This is a genomic window from Aureimonas sp. AU20 (assembly GCF_001442755.1).
Classification (GTDB): Bacteria; Pseudomonadota; Alphaproteobacteria; order Rhizobiales; family Rhizobiaceae; genus Aureimonas.
Genome location: NZ_CP006367.1, coordinates 39,368 through 57,775, shown reverse-complemented (window position 1 = coordinate 57,775; position 18,408 = coordinate 39,368). Strand labels below are relative to the sequence as shown.

Genomic DNA, 18,408 nt, shown 5'->3' with positions numbered 1-18,408 from the left:
CGTCACTGGCCGAAGAGATCGCGGAACAGCGAGCGGTCGCCCGGTCGCCCGCCCGGGGCCGGCCCTTCGAGCACGGCGTCGGGCGGCAGGTCCTGTGGGCGCACGACGCGCGCTGGGCCTTCCAGAATCGCGTCCGGCGGCAGGTCGCCGCGCCGCACGGTGCGCGCAGGGCCGATCGGGGCGGGCGGGCGCATATGGGCGGGTTCGCCGTACTCGGGCGGCGGGCCGCCGTAGTTTCCGTCGCCATAAGGATCGCCGTAAGGGTCGTCATAGGGGTCTGGCCCGACCGGAGGCCCGCCATAGGCGTCCCGCCCATAAGGGGCGGGCCGCACAGGCTCGGACGGCTGGCGGCTGGCATAGCCGCGATCCTCGCCGCCGAGGCCCTGGCCGAGGTCCTGCTCGGGCGGCTGGCCACGCGGCTGGCCGCGCGCCTGCTCCCGGTTCTGGTGATCGTTCGGCATCTGACGGTAGTTCGGCGTTTCGCGGTAGCGCGGCATGTCGCGCACCGCCGGCGTCGGCTCGCGCGCGGCCACCGGCGCATCCGTATAGGTGCCCTCGGAGGTCGGCGCCGTCGCCGGGTCGGGCTGCGGCGGCGCGGCGGCCACGGGCTCGCCCGGCACGGTCTGGCCATAAGGATCGGTGTTGCCGGCCGGCAGTTCGGTGTTCTCGTAGACCGGGTTGCCGCCGGCGTCGTAGCCGATGATCGCCCCGGCCGGCGCGCCGGCCATCGGAATGTTGGCGGGGTCGCCGATCCGGTAGTTGCCCGGCAGCGGCACGGCGGGCAGGCCCTCGTGCGCGGCCACCATGAACTCCTTCCAGGCGTCGGCCGGCAGCGAGCCGCCCGTCACCTGGCGCATCGGCTTGCCGTTGTCGTTGCCGAGCCAGACGCCGGTGGTGAGGTTCGACGTGTAGCCGACGAACCAGGCGTCCTTGAAGTCCTGCGTCGTGCCGCTCTTGCCGGCGATCTGCCATTCGGGGAAGGAGGCCCGACGCCCCGTGCCGGAGGTGACGACGCGGGTCAGCATGGCGTTCATCATGCCCACCACGTCCTGCCCCACGATCACCGGCGGCACGGCGTCGTCGCGCTCGTAGAGCACCTTGCCCGACGCGGTGGTGACGCGGTTCACCAGATGCGGCGTCGCCTGATAGCCGCCATTGGCGAAGGGGGCGTAGGCGCCCGTCAGCTCCAAAAGCGAGACTTCCGACGTGCCGAGCGCCAGCGAGGCGTTGTCCACCAGCGGCGACTGGATGCCCATGCGCTTGGCCGTGGCGATTACGGTCTGCGGCCCCAGCTCGGCGGTGAGCTTGGCGGCGATCGTGTTCAGCGATTTCGCCACCGCGTCGGCGACGCTCACCTCGCCCCGGAACTTGTTGTCGTAATTGGCGGGCGTCCAGTTGCCGATCCGCACCGGCGCGTCGTTCACCACCGATTCCGGCCGGTAGCCGTGCTCCAACGCCGTCTCGTAGACGAAGGGCTTGAAGGCCGAGCCCGGCTGGCGCTTGGCGTCCACCGCGCGGTTGAACTGCGAGGTGGCGTAGTCGCGCCCGCCGACGATGGCGCGGATCGCGCCCGTGCCGTCCACCGAGACGAGCGCGCCTTGCGTCACGTTCTGGTTGGCGCGATCGATCGTCTTGGAGATTGCCTGCTCGGCCTTCTTCTCCAGATTGAGGTCGATCGTGGTCTGCACCACGACATCCTCCTTGATCTCGCCGCCGACGAGCAGCGGCAGATCGCGCATCACCATGTCGGCGGCGTAGTGCTGCGCGCCGGTCCAGAAGCTCTTGGCCTTGGTGGGCTTGGCGGCTTTGGCGGCGTCCGCCTCGGCCTTGGTGATCATGCCTTCTTCCAGCATGGCCTGCAGCACGACCTCGGCGCGGGCGCGCGCGGCCTGCGGATCGCGCACCGGAGAAAGGCGCGAGGGCGCCTTGAGGAGGCCGGCGATCGTGGCGGATTCGATGAGCGTCAGCTCGTCGGCATTCTTGTCGTAGTAGCGCCGCGCCGCGGCCTGGATACCGGTCGCGCCCGAGCCGAAATAGACCCGGTTCAGGTACATTTCCAGGATCTGGTCCTTGGTGAACTTGTGCTCCAGCCAAAGCGCCAGGATCGCCTCCTGCACCTTGCGCTGCAGGGTCTGGTCGGGCGTCAGGAAGATGTTCTTGGCGAGCTGCTGGGTCAGGGTCGAGCCGCCCTGCACCGTGTCGCCCGCCGCCATGTTTTGCGAAAAGGCGCGCAGGATGCCGATCGGATCGACGCCGTAATGCGAATAGAAGCGCCGGTCCTCGATCGCCATCACGGCCTGCGGCATGTAGGGGCTCATGCGGTCGAGCGAGACCGCTTCGCCCCCCGTCGTGCCTCGGTCGGCCAGAAGCTCGCCCGAGACCGAGACGATCTTGACGTTGGGCGGCCGGTCGGGAATGGCCCAGGCTTCCTGCGGCAACTTGATCGCGAAATAGCCGATCAGGGCCAGCCCGGCGAGCCCGCCCCAGAAGGCGAGGAGGAAGCACAGGCGAACCAGGTGGCCGAGAAACGACCGTCGCTTGCGCGGGCGACCGAAGAACCCGCCGGCCCCGCCGCCGCCCTTGCCGCCCCGGCCCGAGCCGCCGCCATTGCCGCTTCCGCCGCCGCGCCCGCCGCTGCCCAGATCCCTCGAATTGCTGTCGCGGCGCGCGGCGCGCCCTTCGATCTCGCGCGGCGCGCTTCGGCCGCCCGAACGGCGATCGTTGGCGGCCATCACGGCGCGGTCGTCGGCGGACACGCGGATCTCGCTCTCGTCCGGTTCGGCATGGCCGCCGAAGGTCGGCTCGATCCGTTCGTTCTTGCGCCAGGCCGCCATCCGCACCCCTCTTGTTTCGAATCCGTCGCGCTCAATAAGCGGCATGGTGCGTCCCATGCGCGAGGTCAGCCGACCTTGCAATGGCACGAAACGCCTGAACCCCGTCTGAACCCCCGCGCGTCCGGGCGTAGGCTGGAGGGCACGCCCCACGGTCCAGTCGATCGCATCCAGCCTAAATGCGGCGATTTAACGGGGCGTTAAGGAAGACTGCCAGGGCGTAAACAAGTGCGCGGCGGAGCGGCTGGCGCGAAAACGCCGACGCCTCGGGGGAGGCGCCGGCGCGGCATCAGATCAAAGACGATGGTGCTTCAGGCGCGGGCGAAGTCCGCCAGATCCTTCACCAGACGGTCCTGTTCGGTGAAATGCAGCCCGTGCGGCGCGCCCTCGTAGAGCTTGAGTTCGGCGCCGGGGATCTGCTGCGCGGCCTTCTCGCCCGACACTTCGAAGGGCACGGTCTCGTCGGCGGAACCATGGATAACGAGGGTCGGCACGCGGAACTGCGGCAGGTCGGGGCGGAAGTCGGTCTCGCTGAAAGCCCGCACGCAGGCCAGCGTGCCGCAAAGGCCCGCCTGGAGCGCCATCTGGCTCGTGTATTGCAGGTATTCGGACGAGATCGAGAAGTTGAGAAGGCCGGCCCCATAGAACTGCTTGCCGAAGGTCGCCAGGAAATTCGGCCGGTCGGCCTTCAGCTTCTCGATGAAGCCGTCGAACACGGAGCGGTCGACGCCGTCCGGGTTGCTGTCGTCCTTCAGCAGATAGGGCGGCACGGCCGAAACCAAGACGGCCTTCGATACGCCCTTCCCGGCATGGCGCGACATGTAACGGGCCACTTCGCCGCCGCCCATGGAAAAGCCGACGAGCACCGCGTCGGTGAGCGTGAGCTTTTCGATCACTGCCGCCAGATCGTCGCTGAACGTGTCGTAGTCGTAGCCTGAGCCCGGCTGGTCGGACCGGCCAAAGCCGCGCCGGTCGTAGGACACGACGCGAAAGCCGCGCTCCACGAGTTCGTTGGCCGTGTAGTCCCACATGTCGGCATTGAGCGGCCAGCCGTGGATCAGGATGATCGGCCTGCCCTGGCCCCAGTCCTTGGTGAAGATCCGCGTGCCGTCCTTGGTTTCGACGAATGCCATGAGAAGGTCTCCGATTGGATTCTCTTCTTCTGGAATCATCGTGCGCGATCGAGGTTCCCGCCGAGGAAGTCTGCCTGACCTATGCTTATCTCCCCGACCCCGACGGCAATCTGGTCGAGGTCAGCCGCTACCGCGAAGGCTGACCGGGTCTGCAAACGAAACCGGCGCCCCTCGGTGGAAGGGCGCCGGCGAAACTGTCGAAGCTGATTGCTCGGTTCGGCTTAGAACAGGTCGAGCGTGAAGCGGTGCGAAAGGCCAATGCCGGCGTAGAACTGGTCCTCGGAGCCGACCTTCACGATCGGCGAATCCTTGGCGTCGCCGACCATGCGGTCATAGGCGGCGTTGACGTTGACGAACCAGTCGGGGCGGAACTCGTAGCGCGCCGAGCCGCGCACGCCGACCGTCTTGAAGCCGCTGTCGGCCTCATAGGCGGCGAGGCGCCCGAAGGAAGCAAGGCTCTCGATCGGCGTGACGGAGAAGTAGGTGCTCATGTATTCGCTGTCGGCGAAGCTCGTGGTGGGGCCGAGCTTCAGCTCCCACTGCGCGGTCGGACGCGAGATGAAGTCGACGCCCGCCTCGCCCACGAAGCCTTCCGCCTCGCCGAAGGCGTAGCGCGCCGCGCCATACACTTCGACATTGAACGTGTCGTAGATCGGGAACTCGTAGCCGGCGCGAAGGCCGAGCTGGTAGGTCTCGTCCAGCGCGCGGGTGCCGCGCAGCTCGGGATAGTCGGCCGCGTTGCGCTTGTCGATGAAGCGGAACGAGGGGGCGATCTTGAAGCCGCCGTTGGTCACGTCGCGCGAGCCGATGTCGAACAGGCCGGGAATGCTGAGATATTGCAGCGAGACGATCGGGAAGCCCGAGACGATGTAGTCGTTGGCGCCTTCATAGGCGGGCTGGGTGGAAACCCCGGCGCCCAGCTCGATGATGAGGTCGGCATTGTTGGCGACCGCGACGGCCGTCGTGTCCGGCGTCCCGTAGTCGGCGGCATAGGCACCCGACGAGAGGAGGCCGAGGCCGAGAACGAAAAGGGAAGACACAAGACGCTGGGTCACGATCGGAGAACTCCTGGCGCGGACGATGCCGCTTTTTTGCCATTGTCGGCCGATCGGGTGAGGATTCAACCTGTTCGGTCGTGCGCGTCCGATTCTGCGCTGCGGTCGTTACTCCGAAGACACATTAAACGAATGTAACGTTTTCGTGCAGCGCGCCCTTGCGCCTATGCCTCTGCCCGCGCCGGGTTCATCTTCCTCCGGGGCAAGGCGGGAGGCGTTTCGCCCCGCCGAAGGCCGGTCGTGGCTCGCCCCGACCGGAGCGGGCAAACGGGAGGGAACATGAAGAAACGTCGACTCATCGCCTGTTTCCTAGCGCTGGCGGGCGCGGCGCCCGCAGTGGCGCAGGGCTTTCCCGACAAGCCGGTGACGCTGGTCGTGCCCTTTGCGCCCGGCGGCTCGACCGACCTCGTGGCGCGCACCGTGGCGCAGGCCATGAGCACGCAGCTTGGCCAGCAGGTGCTGGTGGACAACAAGGGCGGGGCGGGCGGCAATCTGGGCGCCAGCTTCGTCGCCAAGGCCGCGCCCGATGGCTACACGATCCTGATGGGCACGATCGCGACCCATGCGCTCGTCGCCTCGCTCTACGCCAAACCGCCCTTCGACCCCGTGGCCGACTTCGCGCCGATCGCCTGGCTGGTGACGGTGCCCAACGTCCTGACCGTCAACAAGGACTATCCCGCCAAGGACGTGAAGGAGCTGATCGCGCGGTTGAAGGAGAAGCCGGGCGAGGAGATCTATTCTTCCTCCGGCAACGGGACGCCGCTGCACCTGTCGGGCGAACTCTTCAAGTCCATGGCCGGAGTGGACATGGTGCATGTGCCCTACCAGGGCTCGGGACCGGCGCTGGTGGACGCGATTTCCGGCGCGGTGCCGATCAATTTCGACAATCTGCCCTCGTCCACCGAGCATATCCGCTCGGGCGCCCTGCGCGCGCTCGCCGTCACCACCAAGACGCGCGCCCCGAACTTTCCGGATATTCCGACCATGGAGGAGGCCGGCGTTCCTGGCTACGAGACCAACACCTGGAACGCGCTCTTCGCACCGGCCGGCACGCCGCCGGACGTGGTCGCCAAGCTCAACGAGGCGGCCAATGCGGCCTTGAAGGACGCAGCCGTCTCCAAGCGTCTGGCCGAGGTCGGTGCCAGCACGGTGGGCGGCACGCCGGAGGCGCTGGCCGAACATGTGAAGAGCGAGGTCGCCCGCTGGAAGCCGGTGATCGAAGCCTCGGGCGCGCGGATCGAGTAGAACGGGTCCCGTTGAGGCCGGCGGGGCGACGATTCGGAGCCGCTCCGCCTGTTGAGAGGGACAGGCATGACCGTCACGCTGCATGGCATCCGCAATTGCGACACGGTGAAGAAGGCGCGGCTCTGGCTGGAAGGGCAGGGCGTCGAGCACGCCTTCCACGACTTCAAGACCCAAGGCGTGTCGGACGAGCAGCTCGCCCGCTGGAGCGAGGCCGTGGGCTGGGAAAAGCTCCTGAACCGCGCCGGCACGACGTTCCGCAAAGTGCCGGAGGCGGAGCGGGCGGACCTGTCGCGCGAAAAGGCGCTGGCGCTGATGAAGGCTGAGCCCTCGATGATCAAGCGCCCGGTGCTTCAGCGCGGCGACGAGGTTCTGGTCGGCTTCAGGCCGGAGGACTACGCCCGGTTCTTCGGCTGAGCGAGGAGCAGCGGGCGGCTCGCGCTGCCGCCCGCGCCGGCTTCAGATCGAGACTTTCACGGCCGCCGTCTCGGGATCGCCCGTGTTGGGCGTGCCCGCCGGCTCGATCAGGAGGAGATGGGTCTCCTCCTCCGCCACGGGGCAATGCTCGACGCCCCTGGGCACCACGAAGAGCTGGCCCGGCAGGAGCGTCACGTCGCCCTCGCGCATCCGGATGGTCAGCCGCCCCTTGAGGACGAGGAAGAAATCGTCCGTCTCGGGATGCGAATGCCAGACGAACTCTCCCTGAACCTTCACCACCATGACGTCGTGGCCGTTGAAGCCAGCCACGACGCGGGGTGACCAATGCTCCCCGAACGTTGTGAGTTTGCCGGCGAGATCGACGGGCTCGGCGCTCACGCGCCCTTCTCGCCCAGCGCCGCCAGCACCCGGGCCCAGGAGCGCTGGCCCTTGGCGAAGGAGCTCATCTCGTATTTCTCGTTGGGCGAATGGATGCGGTCGTCTCCCAGCCCAAAGCCGATCAGGAGCGAGGGCATGCCGAGCCGGCGCTTGAACTCGCCGACCACGGGGATCGAGCCGCCCATGCCGATCATCACGGCGGGCTTGGGCCATTCCGCCGAGAGTGCCTCGCGCGCCGTGCGCAGGACCGGCGAATCGAAGGGAAGCTGGATCGCCGGCGAGCCGCCATGCTCGTGGAACTCGGCCGTGCAATCGGCCGGCAGGCGCTCGGCGACGAAGGCGCGGAAGCTCTCGCGCACCTTGGCCGGGTCCTGGTCGAACACGAGGCGGAACGAGACCTTGGCATGGGCCTCGGCCGCGATCACGGTCTTGAAGCCCTTGCCGGTGTAGCCGCCCTCGATGCCGTTGACCTCGGCGGTCGGCCGCGACCATGTCTGCTCCAGAACCGAGCGGCCCTTTTCGCCGGAGGGAACGGACAGGCCGACCGAGCCGAGGAACTCCTTCTCGGAGAAGGGTAGGGTCGCCCAGGAGGCGCGGACTTCCTCGGGAAGCTCGGGCACGCCGTCATAGAAGCCGGGCAGCGTCACGCGCCCGTCGGCATCGTGCAGGTCCGCCAGAATCTTGGCGAGCACATGGATCGGGTTGGCGGCCGCGCCGCCGAAATAGCCGGAATGCAGGTCCATCGAGGCGGCGCGGATCGTCAGCTGCTCGCCGACGAGGCCCCGCAGCCCGGTCGAGATCGCGGGCGTCTCGCGGTCCCACATATTGGTGTCGCAGATCAGCGCGACGTCGGCCGACAGTTCCTCGCGATGGCTGTCGAGGAAGGGCAGGAGCGAGGGCGAGCCGGACTCCTCCTCGCCTTCCAGGAAGATGGTGACGGACACGGGCAGCGAGCCGGTCTCGGCGATGAAGGCGCGGCAGGCCTCCACGAAGGTCATCAGCTGGCCCTTGTCGTCCGCCGTGCCGCGCCCGGTCAGGCGCTCCGTCCCGTCCGGCATGGTGACGCGTTTCGGGTCGAACGGGCCGTTGTCCCAGAGCGCCAGCGGGTCCACCGGCTGCACGTCGTAATGGCCGTAGAACAGGACATGCGGCGCGCCCTCGGGGCCCTTGCGATGGGCCACCACCATCGGATGCCCCACCGTGTCGCGAACCGAGGCGTCAAAGCCGATGGCGGCCAGATCCTTCTGCAGCCATTCGGCGGCGCGCCGGCAGTCGGCGGCATAGGCCGGGTCGGTGGAGATCGAGGGAATGCGCAGGAGATCGAACAGGCGATCCACCGAGCGGTCGAGGTTGAGATCGAGGCAGGACAGAACGCTGTCGAGACCGGCCATGAGGCCCTCCGCTGATCGGGATGGCGCATCGGCCATCGGATCGGAAGGGCATAGCCTCTCGCCGTGCGAGCCGCAAAGGGAAAGGCGGCTGGCGGCGCGCGACTATCGCGCGGTTTGGCGGCACATGATTGCGAAACTCACGAGGAGACCGATCGGCGTGACCCAGTGACGCCAAGCCCAATCGCCGTCGTGCAGCCCATCCCAAAGCGCGCCGGACAAGGCGAGCAGACAGCTAAACGCCATGACGTAAAGGGGCGTGGACCACTTCCTCGATGCCATGCCCGAATCCATCCAGGACATCATGATCGGATGGGCAAGGTGGATAGCATAGGAGCCCCAAAAAGAAGAAGAGCCGTCGCGGACTGGAGGGGGGGTGTCGCGACGGCTCCTTCTGGTAGAGCGGGGTCCCGAGAGGGGGGTGGGGACTGATCCGCTCTTCGTTCGGCTCAAAAGCGGGGGACGAGCTTTGAGGCCGAAAGCGGCGCGCTCTTGCGCCGTTGTTGATAAAATGCGCCTTCCCCCCTTTACGTTCAAGGCCGTTGGATCACGAAGCCGTGATCCCCCAATTAAACATTTGTAATTCTTTGGAAGCCGTGGATTTCGGCTTGGTTTCGGCCGTGCGGGCGGGGCGATTTCACGGCTGCTACGCCGCGATTTTCGAGTGCCGAACGGCGGTGCGCCAAGCTTTCGCATCGCTAGCGGGAGGCCGCGCTGCGATGGACAGCGCCGACGCCGCGCGATACCACCCTAGCCATGCAAAAGGGCGATCACCTCTTCCTCGTCGATGGTTCGGCTTACATCTTCCGGGCCTATCATGCGCTGCCGCCGCTGACGCGAAAGTCCGACGGGCTGCCGATCGGCGCCGTCTCGGGCTTCTGCAACATGCTGTGGAAGCTGGTGGAGGAATCGCGAGACACCTCGGTCGGCGTCTGCCCCACGCATTTCGCCGTGATCTTCGACCATTCCTCGACAACGTTCCGCAACGCGCTCTACGACGGCTACAAGGCCAACCGGCCGGCGCCGCCCGAGGATCTGCGCCCGCAGTTCTCGGTGATCCGCGACGCCGTGCGCGCCTTCGACCTGCCCTGCATCGAGAAGGAAGGCTTCGAGGCGGACGACCTGATCGCGACCTACACGCGCCTTGCCGTCGAGGCCGGCGGTGACGTCACCATCGTCTCGTCCGACAAGGACCTGATGCAGCTCGTCGGCCCCGGCGTCGTGCTCTACGACCAGATGAAGGACAAGCGCCTCGGCCGCGAGGAGGTGCGCGACAAGTTCGGCGTCTATCCCGACAAGATGATCGACCTCCAGGCGCTGGTGGGCGACACGTCGGACAACGTGCCGGGCGTGCCGGGCATCGGTCCCAAGACGGCGGCCGAGCTTCTGGAAAGCTTCGGCACGCTGGAGGCGCTGCTGGAGCGCGCCGGTGAGATCAAACAGGCCAAGCGCCGCGAGACCGTCCTCGCCCATGCCGATCAGGCGCGCCTGTCCAAGCAACTCGTGACGCTCGACCAGAACACGCCGCTCGACGTGCCGCTGGACGATCTCTTCATCCACGAGCCGGACGGCGAGAAGCTGGTGGCCTTCCTGAAGGCCATGGAACTCACCACGCTGACGCGGCGCGTCGCCGCCAAGCTCGGCACCGAGGCGAGCCAGATCGCGCCCGCTGCGGTCACCATCTCGGCCGTGCCGCGCGGCCCCGATCTCGACGCCGGCGGCGAGCCTGCGGCGGCGGGCAGTGCGGGCGAGCCGCCGGCCTTTACCCCGGCAGCGCTGGCAGCCGAGCGGCTGGCGAAGGAATCCGCCACGCCGGTCGATCGCTCGCGCTACGAGACGATCCGCGACGAGGCCCGCCTCCAGGCCTGGATCGCGCGCGCCACCGAGACCGGGGTCCTCGCCTTCGACACGGAAACCACCGCGCTCGACGCTATGCGCGCCGAGCTGGTCGGCTTGAGCTTCGCAGTGGCGCCGGGCGAGGCGGCCTATGTGCCGATCGCCCATGTGGGCGAGGGGAGCGGCGATCTTCTCTCGGGCGGCGATGCGGCGACCAGCGTCGGCGCGCAGATCCCGCTTGGCCGGGTGCTCGATCTCCTGAAGCCCGTTCTCACCGACCCGGCGATCCTGAAGATCGGCCAGAACACCAAATACGACTACCTCGTCATGCTCCGGCACGGCATCGCCGTTGCGCCGATGGACGACACGATGCTGATCTCCTACGTGCTGGACGCCTCGTCCTCGCTCGAAGGGCACGGCATGGACGAGCTGTCCGAGCGCTTCCTCGGCCACAAGCCGATCTCCTACAAGGAGCTTTGCGGCTCGGGAAAATCCGCCAAGCCCATCGCCGCCTGCCCGATCGACAAGGTGACGGAATACGCCGCCGAGGATGCCGACGTGACGCTGCGGCTCTGGCGCGTCCTGAAGCCGCGCCTCGCCGCCGAAGGGATGACCACCGTCTACGAGCGGCTGGAGCGCCCGCTCGTGCCCGTGCTCGCCCGCATGGAGGAGCGCGGAATCCGCGCCGACCGGCAGATCCTCTCGCGCCTGTCAGGCCGCTTCGCGCAGAAGGCGGCGGGGCTGGAGGCCGACATCCACATCCTGGCCGGCGAGCCCTTCAATGTCGGCAGCCCCAAGCAGCTGGGCGAGGTTCTGTTCGGCAAGCTCGGCCTGCCCGGAGGCAAGAAGACCAAGACCGGCCAATGGGCGACGGACGCGCGGCTCTTGGAAGACCTCGCCGCGCAGGGGCACGAGCTGCCCCGCCGCATCGTCGACTGGCGCCAGATCACCAAGCTCAAGGGCACCTATACCGACGCGCTGCCGACCTACATGGATGAGGCGGACCGTATCCACACGTCCTATTCCATGGCCTCGACGACGACGGGACGCCTGTCCTCGTCCGAGCCGAACCTGCAGAACATCCCCGTGCGCACCCAGGAAGGGCGCGAAATCCGCACCGCCTTCGTGGCGCCCGACGGGCACAAGCTGCTGTCGGCCGACTACAGCCAGATCGAGCTTCGGCTGCTCGCCCACATGGCCGACATTCCGCAGCTCACCGAGGCCTTCCGCCAGGGCCAGGACATCCACGCCACCACGGCGTCGGAAATGTTCGGCGTGCCGGTGGAGGGCATGCCCTCCGACGTGCGCCGCCGAGCCAAGGCGATCAATTTCGGCATCGTCTACGGCATCTCGGCCTTCGGCCTCGCCGCCCAGCTATCGATCCCGCAAGGCGAGGCGGCCTCCTACATCAAGCGCTATTTCGAGCGCTTCCCGGGCATCCGGGACTACATGGACCGGGTGAAGGCCTTCGCCAAGGAAACCGGCTATGTCGAGACGCTGTTCGGCCGGCGCGCTCACTATCCCGACATCCGCTCCTCCAATCCGCAGGTGCGCGCGGCGGTGGAACGCGCGGCGATCAACGCGCCGATCCAAGGCTCGGCCGCCGACATCATCCGCCGCGCCATGGTGCGCATGGAGGACGCGCTGCGCGCCGAGCGGCTTTCGGCCCGCATGCTGCTGCAAGTGCATGACGAACTCGTCTTCGAAGTGCCGGACGAGGAGGTCGATGCGACCATCCCGGTCGTCTGCCGCGTGATGGAAGCGGCGGCGGAGCCGGTGGTGGATCTGGCCGTGCCGCTCGTGGTCGAAGCCCGGGCGGCCGCGAACTGGGACGAGGCGCACTAGACTTTTCCGCCTCGCGTTCCGGCCCGGAATCTCAGCGACATAACAGCACAAGCCTCGCGAAAGGGCCGATATCGGCCCTTGAACGGCCGGTTCGCCGCAAGGCCGGAACCAGTCGGGGTTGCGCTTGTTAGCCGCCACGATATTCACCTTGAACGTGCCGCTCTTCGCGGCACCCAGGGATAGGGCATGGATCGACCGGAAACCGACACGACCACTATCGGCATGCCGGATGGAATGACGACGGCGGCTCTCGCCAAGTTGCCTCTGGCGCTCGTCCTGACCAATCCGCATCTGGACGACAATCCGATCGTCTACGCCAACCAAGCCTTCGCGCGCATTTCGCGCTACACGGTGGAAGCCGTGATCGGGCGCAACTGCCGTTTCCTGCAAGGGCCCGACACCGACCCGGACGCCGTGCGCCAGATCGGAGAGGCGCTGCGCGAAGAGCGCGACATCACGATCGACCTCCTGAACTACCGGGCGGACGGCACCAAATTCCTCAACCGCCTGCTGATCACGCCGCTATACGACACGAGCGGCCAGCTTCAGTGCTTCCTCGGCGTGCAGCGCGATCTGTCCAACGGGCAGGATGCGGACGCGGCCGAAGTGGAAACCGGAGTGCTGCGGGGCGACACGTCGCTCGGCGAGATCCAGCACCGGGTGAAGAACCACCTGGCCATGATCATCGGCATGATCCGCATGCAGTCGCGCGCCCATACGAGCGGCGAGGCCTTCGACACGCTGGCCCGCCGCATCGAGAGCCTGCAACTCCTCTATCAGGAGATGACGGAGGCCGGCGTCGGCTCGACGCGCTCGCAGCGCATTCCGCTCGGCGCCTATATCAGCCGCATCGCCTCCACCATCGGCTATCTCGACGGGCGCCGCTCGGTGCGGGTGAATGTCGATTGCGACGCGATCGACATCGACGTGGAGCGCGCCGCGCGCATCGGCCTCCTGTTTTCCGAGCTTCTGACCAACGCGCTGAAGCACGCCTTCAAGGGGCGCGACGAAGGGCTGGTGGAAGCTCGGCTGAAGATGCTCTCCTCCGGCCTCATCCGCCTTACCGTGACCGACGACGGCATCGGCCTGCCGCCGGCCGCGCACTGGCCGCACGGGGCGGAAACGAAGTCGAGCGGCGGCCAGCGGGTCGGCGAGGCGGTGGCCATGTCGCGGGAGGGCGACGTGGCGCGCGAAGTGGCGACGAGCCTGGCGCAGGCGAGCGGCGGCAGGCTCCAGGCGAGGGCGGAGACGGACGGCGAAGCGGTGGAGGAGATGTCCGAGGCCCCCGCGCGCGGCGCCGGGGGGCTCGGCGGGCGAATCGTGCTATCCCTGGTGCACGGGCTGGAGGCCCGAATCGACGTCAGTTCCCAGACGAGCGGCACCACCGTCACCGTCGACATTCCAGGGGAGTCTCCATCCTGAGCGCGAATGCCCTTCCCACTATCGCCGACGACCGCCTGATCGTCGGCCTCGACCTGTCCGGCCGCGCGGAGGCCGAAGCGCTGATCGAGACGCTGGGCGAGACCGTCTCCTTCTACAAGATCGGCTACCAGCTCGGCTTTTCCGGCGGCTTGCCCCTGGCGGCCGATCTGGTTCGCATGGGCAAGAAGGTCTTTCTCGACCTCAAGCTCAACGACATCGCCAACACGGTGGAAAAGGGCATCGAGGCCATCGCCGCCATGGGCGTGACCATGACCACGGTCCATGCCTATCCGCAGGTTCTGCGTGCGGCGGCGGCCGGCGCGCGGGGCTCCGCGCTCTGCGTTCTCGGCGTCACCGTCATGACCTCGCTCGGCGAGGACGATCTTCGCGAAGCCGGCATCGAGATGAGCGTCGAGGATCTCGTCGCGCGGCGGGCGCAGCAGACGAAGGACGCCGGGCTCGGCGGCATCGTCGCCTCGGCGGCGGAAGCCGGGTTGCTGCGCAAGCTGATCGGCGACGAAATGGCCGTGGTGACGCCCGGTATCCGCCCGGCCGGCTCCGACTCGGGAGACCAGAAGCGCGTGGTGACGCCGGCCGATGCGCTGCGCGCAGGCGCCTCGCATCTCGTGGTGGCGCGCCCCATCGTCGCCGCGCCCGATCCGCTCGCCGCCGCCCGCGCCATCCTGGCGGAGATGCGCGGCGTCTGACAAGACAAGGTGGACACGCCGCCGGCGTCCGGCGGCGCGAAGGGAGATGCGTCATGCCGAAAGCCTATTGGATCGCCCATGTGGATGTGGACGACCCCGAGCGCTATCCCGACTATATCGCGACGGCCGCCCCCGCGATGAAGCGCCACGGCGCGAAGTTCCTGGCGCGCGGCGGCCCGTTCCAACCGCTGGAAGGCCACAGCCGCGCCCGCAACGTGGTGATCGAGTTCCCCTCCATGGAGGAGGCGCTCGCCTGCTACCGCTCCCCCGAATATCAGGCCGCGAAGGCCATCCGCGAGGCGGTCTCGACGGCGGATATCCTGATCATTGAGGGGCTGGAGGATTGACCCTCGCGCCCGCGCCGGCCCTGCGGCTGCGCGGGATGGAGCCTGGAGATCTCGAAGCCCTCGCCCGGATCGAGGCGATGGCGGAGCGGGCGGAGGGCGAGCCGAGGACGCTCGCCGACCTCAAGCGCTTTCTCCCGCGCTACGAGGTTTTCGTGGCTGACATAAACCCTGGCGAACCCGTCGGCTTCGCGGCCGCCGCGCCCCTGTCCAGTCTCGATCCCGAGGGTTCGGACGGGGAGGGGGCGGAAGGCTGTTTCTGGATCGGGGCGCTCCGCGTCGATCCGACCATCGCGCCGGATGGCACGCCGGCGGCGCTGCTCGGCTCGGTCGCGGACCGGGCGCGCTGGTTCTTTTGCCGCGCCATGGGCGTTCTGGCGCCGCTCGGCGGGGGCTTCGGGGCCGAGTTCTACGGGCGGCACGGGTTCATGGCGGTCGATCCCGCCGACTGGACGCCAGCCCTGCGCAAGCGCTCCGATGCCGAATGTCCGCCAAGCGTTTCGCCCGACCGGCGCCGCCTCATGATCCGCTGGCTTTAGCGGCCATTGTAAGCTTGGGACAAGCGGACGCCCGGTTCCTTTCCGGCGCGGGGGAACGAGCGTGCAAGGAAAAGATTGCAATTGCAGCGTAGGATGCGATCGATTTCGGTCGCGGCCTTGCCGCCGGAAGAGGGAGTGAAGCGTCGTGTACGAACTTTACGAATGGAATCATGCCGTTCTCGCCCCGTTCCGCGCCGTGGCGGACGCGACGCGCACCTTCTACCAGAACCCGTTGAACCCGCTGTCGCAGACCGAGATGGGCCGCACGGTGGCGGCCATGGCCGAGCTTTTCGAGCGCACCACCCGCGTCTACGAAAAGCCGGAATGGATGATCCACGACACGCTGGTGGACGGGTTGCGCGTTCCCGTCATCGACCGCACGGTGCTCGCCAAGCCCTTCGCCAATCTCGTTCATTTCGAGCGCGCCCTGCCGCCCGGGCGCCGCGCCGACCCGCGCTTCCTGATCGTTGCCCCAATGTCGGGCCACTACGCCACGCTTCTGCGCGGCACGGTCGAGGCGCTTCTGCCCTATGGCGACATCTACATCACCGACTGGATCGATGCGCGTCTCGTGCCGCTGGCGGCGGGTCGTTTCGACCTCGACGACTATGTCGACTACGTTATCGAGATGCTGCATTTCCTGGGGCCGGACACGCATGTGATCGGTGTCTGCCAGCCGGCCGTGCCGGTCATGATGGCGGCGGCGCGCATGGCGCACGAGGAGGATGCCGCCGCGCCCGCCACGATGACCCTGATGGGCGGGCCGATCGACACGCGCGTCAACCCGACCGGGGTGAACCGGCTGGCCGAGTCCAAGGGCATCGACTGGTTCCGCGACAATGTCGTCATGAAGGTGCCGTTTCCCCATCCCGGCTTCCTGCGCGACGTTTATCCCGGCTTCCTGCAGCTCACCGGCTTCATGTCGATGAATCTCGACCGGCATCTGATCGCCCACAAGGACTTCTTCTGGCATCTGGTGAAGAACGACGGCGACTCGGCCGAGAAGCACCGCGTCTTCTATGACGAGTACAATGCGGTGATGGACCTCACCGCCGAGTTCTACCTCCAGACGGTGGAGGAAGTCTTCATCAAGCACTCGCTGCCCAAGGGCGAGATCACCCATCGCGGCCTGCGCCTCGACATGGGCAAGATCACGCAGACCGCGCTTTTGACCGTCGAAGGCGAGAACGACGACATTTCCGGCGTCGGCCAGACAGAGGCTGCGCAGACGCTCTGCCGCAATATTCCCGACGACATGCGCGTCCACTATCTCCAGCCCAAGGTCGGTCATTACGGCGTCTTCAACGGCTCGCGCTTCCGCGCCGAGATCGCGCCGCGCATCGTCGATTTCGCGCTGACGCACGGGCTGGAGGCGCGCGCCCGACGCGCCGCCGCTGCCGGTTCGGCGCCCGCCACGCCGGCTTCGAAGGATGCCGCCGCAGCGCCTGCCGAAAGCGACCCTGCGCCCGCCGGCGACAAAGCACCCGTTCCCGCCGAGGCCATGATGGACCTTGCGCCGCCGGTCGATCCGATCGAGCTTGCTGCCGAGGCGGCGGAGATGCGCGCCGTCGAGTTCGGCCATCCGCAGGGCGTGGAGGACGAAGTATCGGCCAAGGGCGCGTCCGGCCTGATGAAGGCGCTGCGCAAGGTCAAGCGCAAGTCCTGACGGGCCTCGCCCGCGAAGGGCGATCGATCGAACCGGCGCGGGATGTTGAATCGCGCTGGAGGCGATCCCATTTTGGGTATGGGATCGCCGCCCGCTGCCCATGGGCTTTCGGTTGATGGATATCGCCAGATGAAGTCTCACGCATTGATCCGCCCCGCCTGGACCCCCGCGACGATCGCGCTGATGGTTCTGGGCTTCATGGCCTATTGGCCGCTCGGCCTCGCCGTTCTCGCCTACATCCTCTGGGGCGACCGGCTAGAGGCGTTCCGCTTCGACGTGAACCGCGCGACCGACCGGGTCGTGGACGGCTTCCGCCGCTCGGGCGCCAGGGTTCCCTTCGGGGCCACCGCCACCGGCAATCTCGCCTTCGACGAATGGCGCGATGCCGAGCTGAAGCGCCTTGACGAGGAGCGCCGCCGGCTGGACGACGCCGGCGCCGAGTTCGAGTCCTATGCGCGCGAACTGCGCCGCGCCAAGGATCGCGAGGAGTTCGACCGCTTCATGAGCCAGCGCGGCCGCCGCGCCGGCGCGGTGGATGCGGACGTCGTGCGAGGCTAACGCGCCCGGCAACGATGTAAGAAGAGGCCGCCGGTTCGCCCGGCGGCTTTTTTCTTGTCCGCCGCCCGCTTTTCGCCGACGAGCGAAGCCCTTAAAACGGTGGATAGGGAGTGGCCTGTTCGGCCGGCTTCCAGCGCTTCTTTCCTGACTGGCCGATCGGCCCACCGAGACCGGATGCCGGGTTTCTTGAAACGTCTTCTCCCCACCGCTCGCAAGCCCGTCCTGCCGGATGCGCTGCTCGTCGCCGAACGGCGCGTGCCGCTGGAGGTGCGCGAGCATCCCACGGCCCGGCGCATCGTGCTGCGTATCGCACCGGGCGGGGTGGGCGTGCGGCTGACCGTGCCGCGCCGCACGGCCCGCGCCACGATCCTCGATTTTCTGGAGCGCCATCGCGGCTGGGTGGAAGAGCGGCTCGGCCCGGAGCCCGAGATCGTGGCAAGCGGCGCGCGCCTGCCGTTTCGCGGCGGCACACTGTTGATCGCGCACGACCCCGCCCGCCGACTTGCCCGGCTCGACCCTCCGTTGGCTGAGGGCGAGCCCTGGATTCTCCATGTCGGGGGCGAGGCGGCCCATACCGGTCGGCGCGTTGCCGACGCCCTGAAGCGCGAGGCGCGGCGCGATCTGGAGGCGGCGGTGGAGCGCCATGCCGGCGCGCTCGGCCTTCGCCCGCGTGCCATTTCGCTGAAGGACACGACCAGCCGCTGGGGCTCCTGCACGGCCGACCGCCGCCTGTCCTTCTCCTGGCGCATCGTCATGGCGCCGCCCTTCGTGCTGGACTATCTCGTGGCGCACGAGATGGCGCATCTCAGGGAAATGAACCACGGGCCGCGCTTCTGGGCGCTATGCCGCACGCTCTGCCCGGGCATGGATGCGGGGCGGAACTGGCTGCGGGCGGAGGGCTCCGGCCTCCATGCCTGGCGCTTTTCGTCCGACCCCGCGCAAAAGGCGCTGTGATCGGCGTCCTATGCTTTACACTCGCCGCATTCGAGGGCGATAAGACTTCTTTCACATGAGCTTCGAACCACA

General features: G+C 67.9%; 16 protein-coding genes. 11 read left to right on the top strand and 5 right to left on the bottom strand.

All coding sequences use genetic code 11. From position 1 onward, the window contains the following. Window positions 1-2: 2 nt before the first annotated feature. Together M673_RS00240 and M673_RS00235 are read right to left on the bottom strand one after the other, a co-directional pair. Window positions 3-2,834: a transglycosylase domain-containing protein gene (locus M673_RS00240; protein WP_061972707.1), complete on the bottom strand. Its 2,832-nt coding sequence runs from the start codon at window positions 2,832-2,834 to the stop codon at window positions 3-5. A gap of 308 nt (window positions 2,835-3,142) precedes the next feature. Then, window positions 3,143-3,964, bottom strand: coding sequence for an alpha/beta fold hydrolase (locus tag M673_RS00235; protein WP_061972705.1), 822 nt, complete (start codon window positions 3,962-3,964; stop codon window positions 3,143-3,145). A gap of 14 nt (window positions 3,965-3,978) precedes the next feature. Between M673_RS00235 and M673_RS25070 the strand changes: the two genes are divergently transcribed. Further along, window positions 3,979-4,107 (top strand): hypothetical protein, encoded by a 129-nt coding sequence (locus tag M673_RS25070; protein WP_274534663.1) that lies wholly within the window; start codon window positions 3,979-3,981, stop codon window positions 4,105-4,107. Window positions 4,108-4,185: 78 nt separating this feature from the next. Here the strand turns inward: M673_RS25070 and M673_RS00230 are convergent, their stop codons facing one another. Continuing rightward, the gene (locus M673_RS00230) at window positions 4,186-5,019 is read right to left on the bottom strand and encodes a MipA/OmpV family protein (protein WP_061972704.1); all 834 of its coding nucleotides are present in this window, start codon (window positions 5,017-5,019) and stop codon (window positions 4,186-4,188) included. Between the two features lie 279 nt (window positions 5,020-5,298). On the opposite strand from M673_RS00230, the gene M673_RS00225 reads away from it, so the two are divergent. Continuing rightward, window positions 5,299-6,264, top strand: coding sequence for a Bug family tripartite tricarboxylate transporter substrate binding protein (locus M673_RS00225; RefSeq protein ID WP_061972702.1), 966 nt, complete (start codon window positions 5,299-5,301; stop codon window positions 6,262-6,264). Between the two features lie 66 nt (window positions 6,265-6,330). Then, a complete protein-coding gene (locus M673_RS00220) occupies window positions 6,331-6,678 on the top strand; it encodes an ArsC family reductase (protein WP_061972700.1) in 348 nt (115 codons plus the stop codon). 42 nt (window positions 6,679-6,720) lie between these two features. On the opposite strand, the gene M673_RS00215 is transcribed toward M673_RS00220, so the two are convergent. Both M673_RS00215 and M673_RS00210 read right to left on the bottom strand, forming a co-directional pair. After that, on the bottom strand, window positions 6,721-7,077 hold the full coding sequence (locus tag M673_RS00215) for a cupin domain-containing protein (RefSeq protein ID WP_061972699.1): 357 nt from the start codon (window positions 7,075-7,077) through the stop codon (window positions 6,721-6,723). Continuing rightward, entirely contained in the window at window positions 7,074-8,468 is a 1,395-nt protein-coding gene (locus M673_RS00210) for a dipeptidase (protein WP_061972697.1), read from the bottom strand. The genes M673_RS00215 and M673_RS00210 overlap by 4 nt, the downstream gene beginning before the upstream one ends. Before the next feature lie 753 nt (window positions 8,469-9,221). Between M673_RS00210 and polA the strand changes: the two genes are divergently transcribed. The 8 genes from polA (at window position 9,222) to M673_RS00165 (ending at window position 18,336) form a co-directional block, all read left to right on the top strand. After that, complete coding sequence (polA, locus tag M673_RS00200; RefSeq protein ID WP_061972694.1) at window positions 9,222-12,146, top strand: DNA polymerase I; 2,925 nt, start codon at window positions 9,222-9,224, stop codon at window positions 12,144-12,146. 186 nt (window positions 12,147-12,332) lie between these two features. Next, window positions 12,333-13,568: a PAS domain-containing protein gene (locus tag M673_RS00195; protein WP_061972692.1), complete on the top strand. Its 1,236-nt coding sequence runs from the start codon at window positions 12,333-12,335 to the stop codon at window positions 13,566-13,568. Continuing rightward, complete coding sequence (pyrF, locus tag M673_RS00190) at window positions 13,565-14,275, top strand: orotidine-5'-phosphate decarboxylase (RefSeq protein ID WP_061977474.1); 711 nt, start codon at window positions 13,565-13,567, stop codon at window positions 14,273-14,275. Before M673_RS00195 ends, pyrF begins: the two co-directional genes overlap by 4 nt. Before the next feature lie 53 nt (window positions 14,276-14,328). Further along, window positions 14,329-14,622 (top strand): DUF1330 domain-containing protein, encoded by a 294-nt coding sequence (locus tag M673_RS00185; RefSeq protein ID WP_061972690.1) that lies wholly within the window; start codon window positions 14,329-14,331, stop codon window positions 14,620-14,622. Continuing rightward, window positions 14,619-15,158 carry a GNAT family N-acetyltransferase gene (locus tag M673_RS00180; RefSeq protein WP_061972689.1) on the top strand — a complete coding sequence of 180 codons (540 nt, stop codon included), beginning with the start codon at window positions 14,619-14,621 and terminating at the stop codon, window positions 15,156-15,158. Before M673_RS00185 ends, M673_RS00180 begins: the two co-directional genes overlap by 4 nt. 145 nt (window positions 15,159-15,303) lie before the next feature. Next, window positions 15,304-16,824 carry a polyhydroxyalkanoate depolymerase gene (locus tag M673_RS00175; protein ID WP_061972687.1) on the top strand — a complete coding sequence of 507 codons (1,521 nt, stop codon included), beginning with the start codon at window positions 15,304-15,306 and terminating at the stop codon, window positions 16,822-16,824. Window positions 16,825-16,953: 129 nt separating this feature from the next. Beyond that, window positions 16,954-17,382 carry a DUF2852 domain-containing protein gene (locus tag M673_RS00170; protein WP_061972685.1) on the top strand — a complete coding sequence of 143 codons (429 nt, stop codon included), beginning with the start codon at window positions 16,954-16,956 and terminating at the stop codon, window positions 17,380-17,382. A gap of 186 nt (window positions 17,383-17,568) precedes the next feature. Then, window positions 17,569-18,336 carry a M48 family metallopeptidase gene (locus M673_RS00165; protein WP_244493200.1) on the top strand — a complete coding sequence of 256 codons (768 nt, stop codon included), beginning with the start codon at window positions 17,569-17,571 and terminating at the stop codon, window positions 18,334-18,336. Window positions 18,337-18,408: the final 72 nt, after the last annotated feature.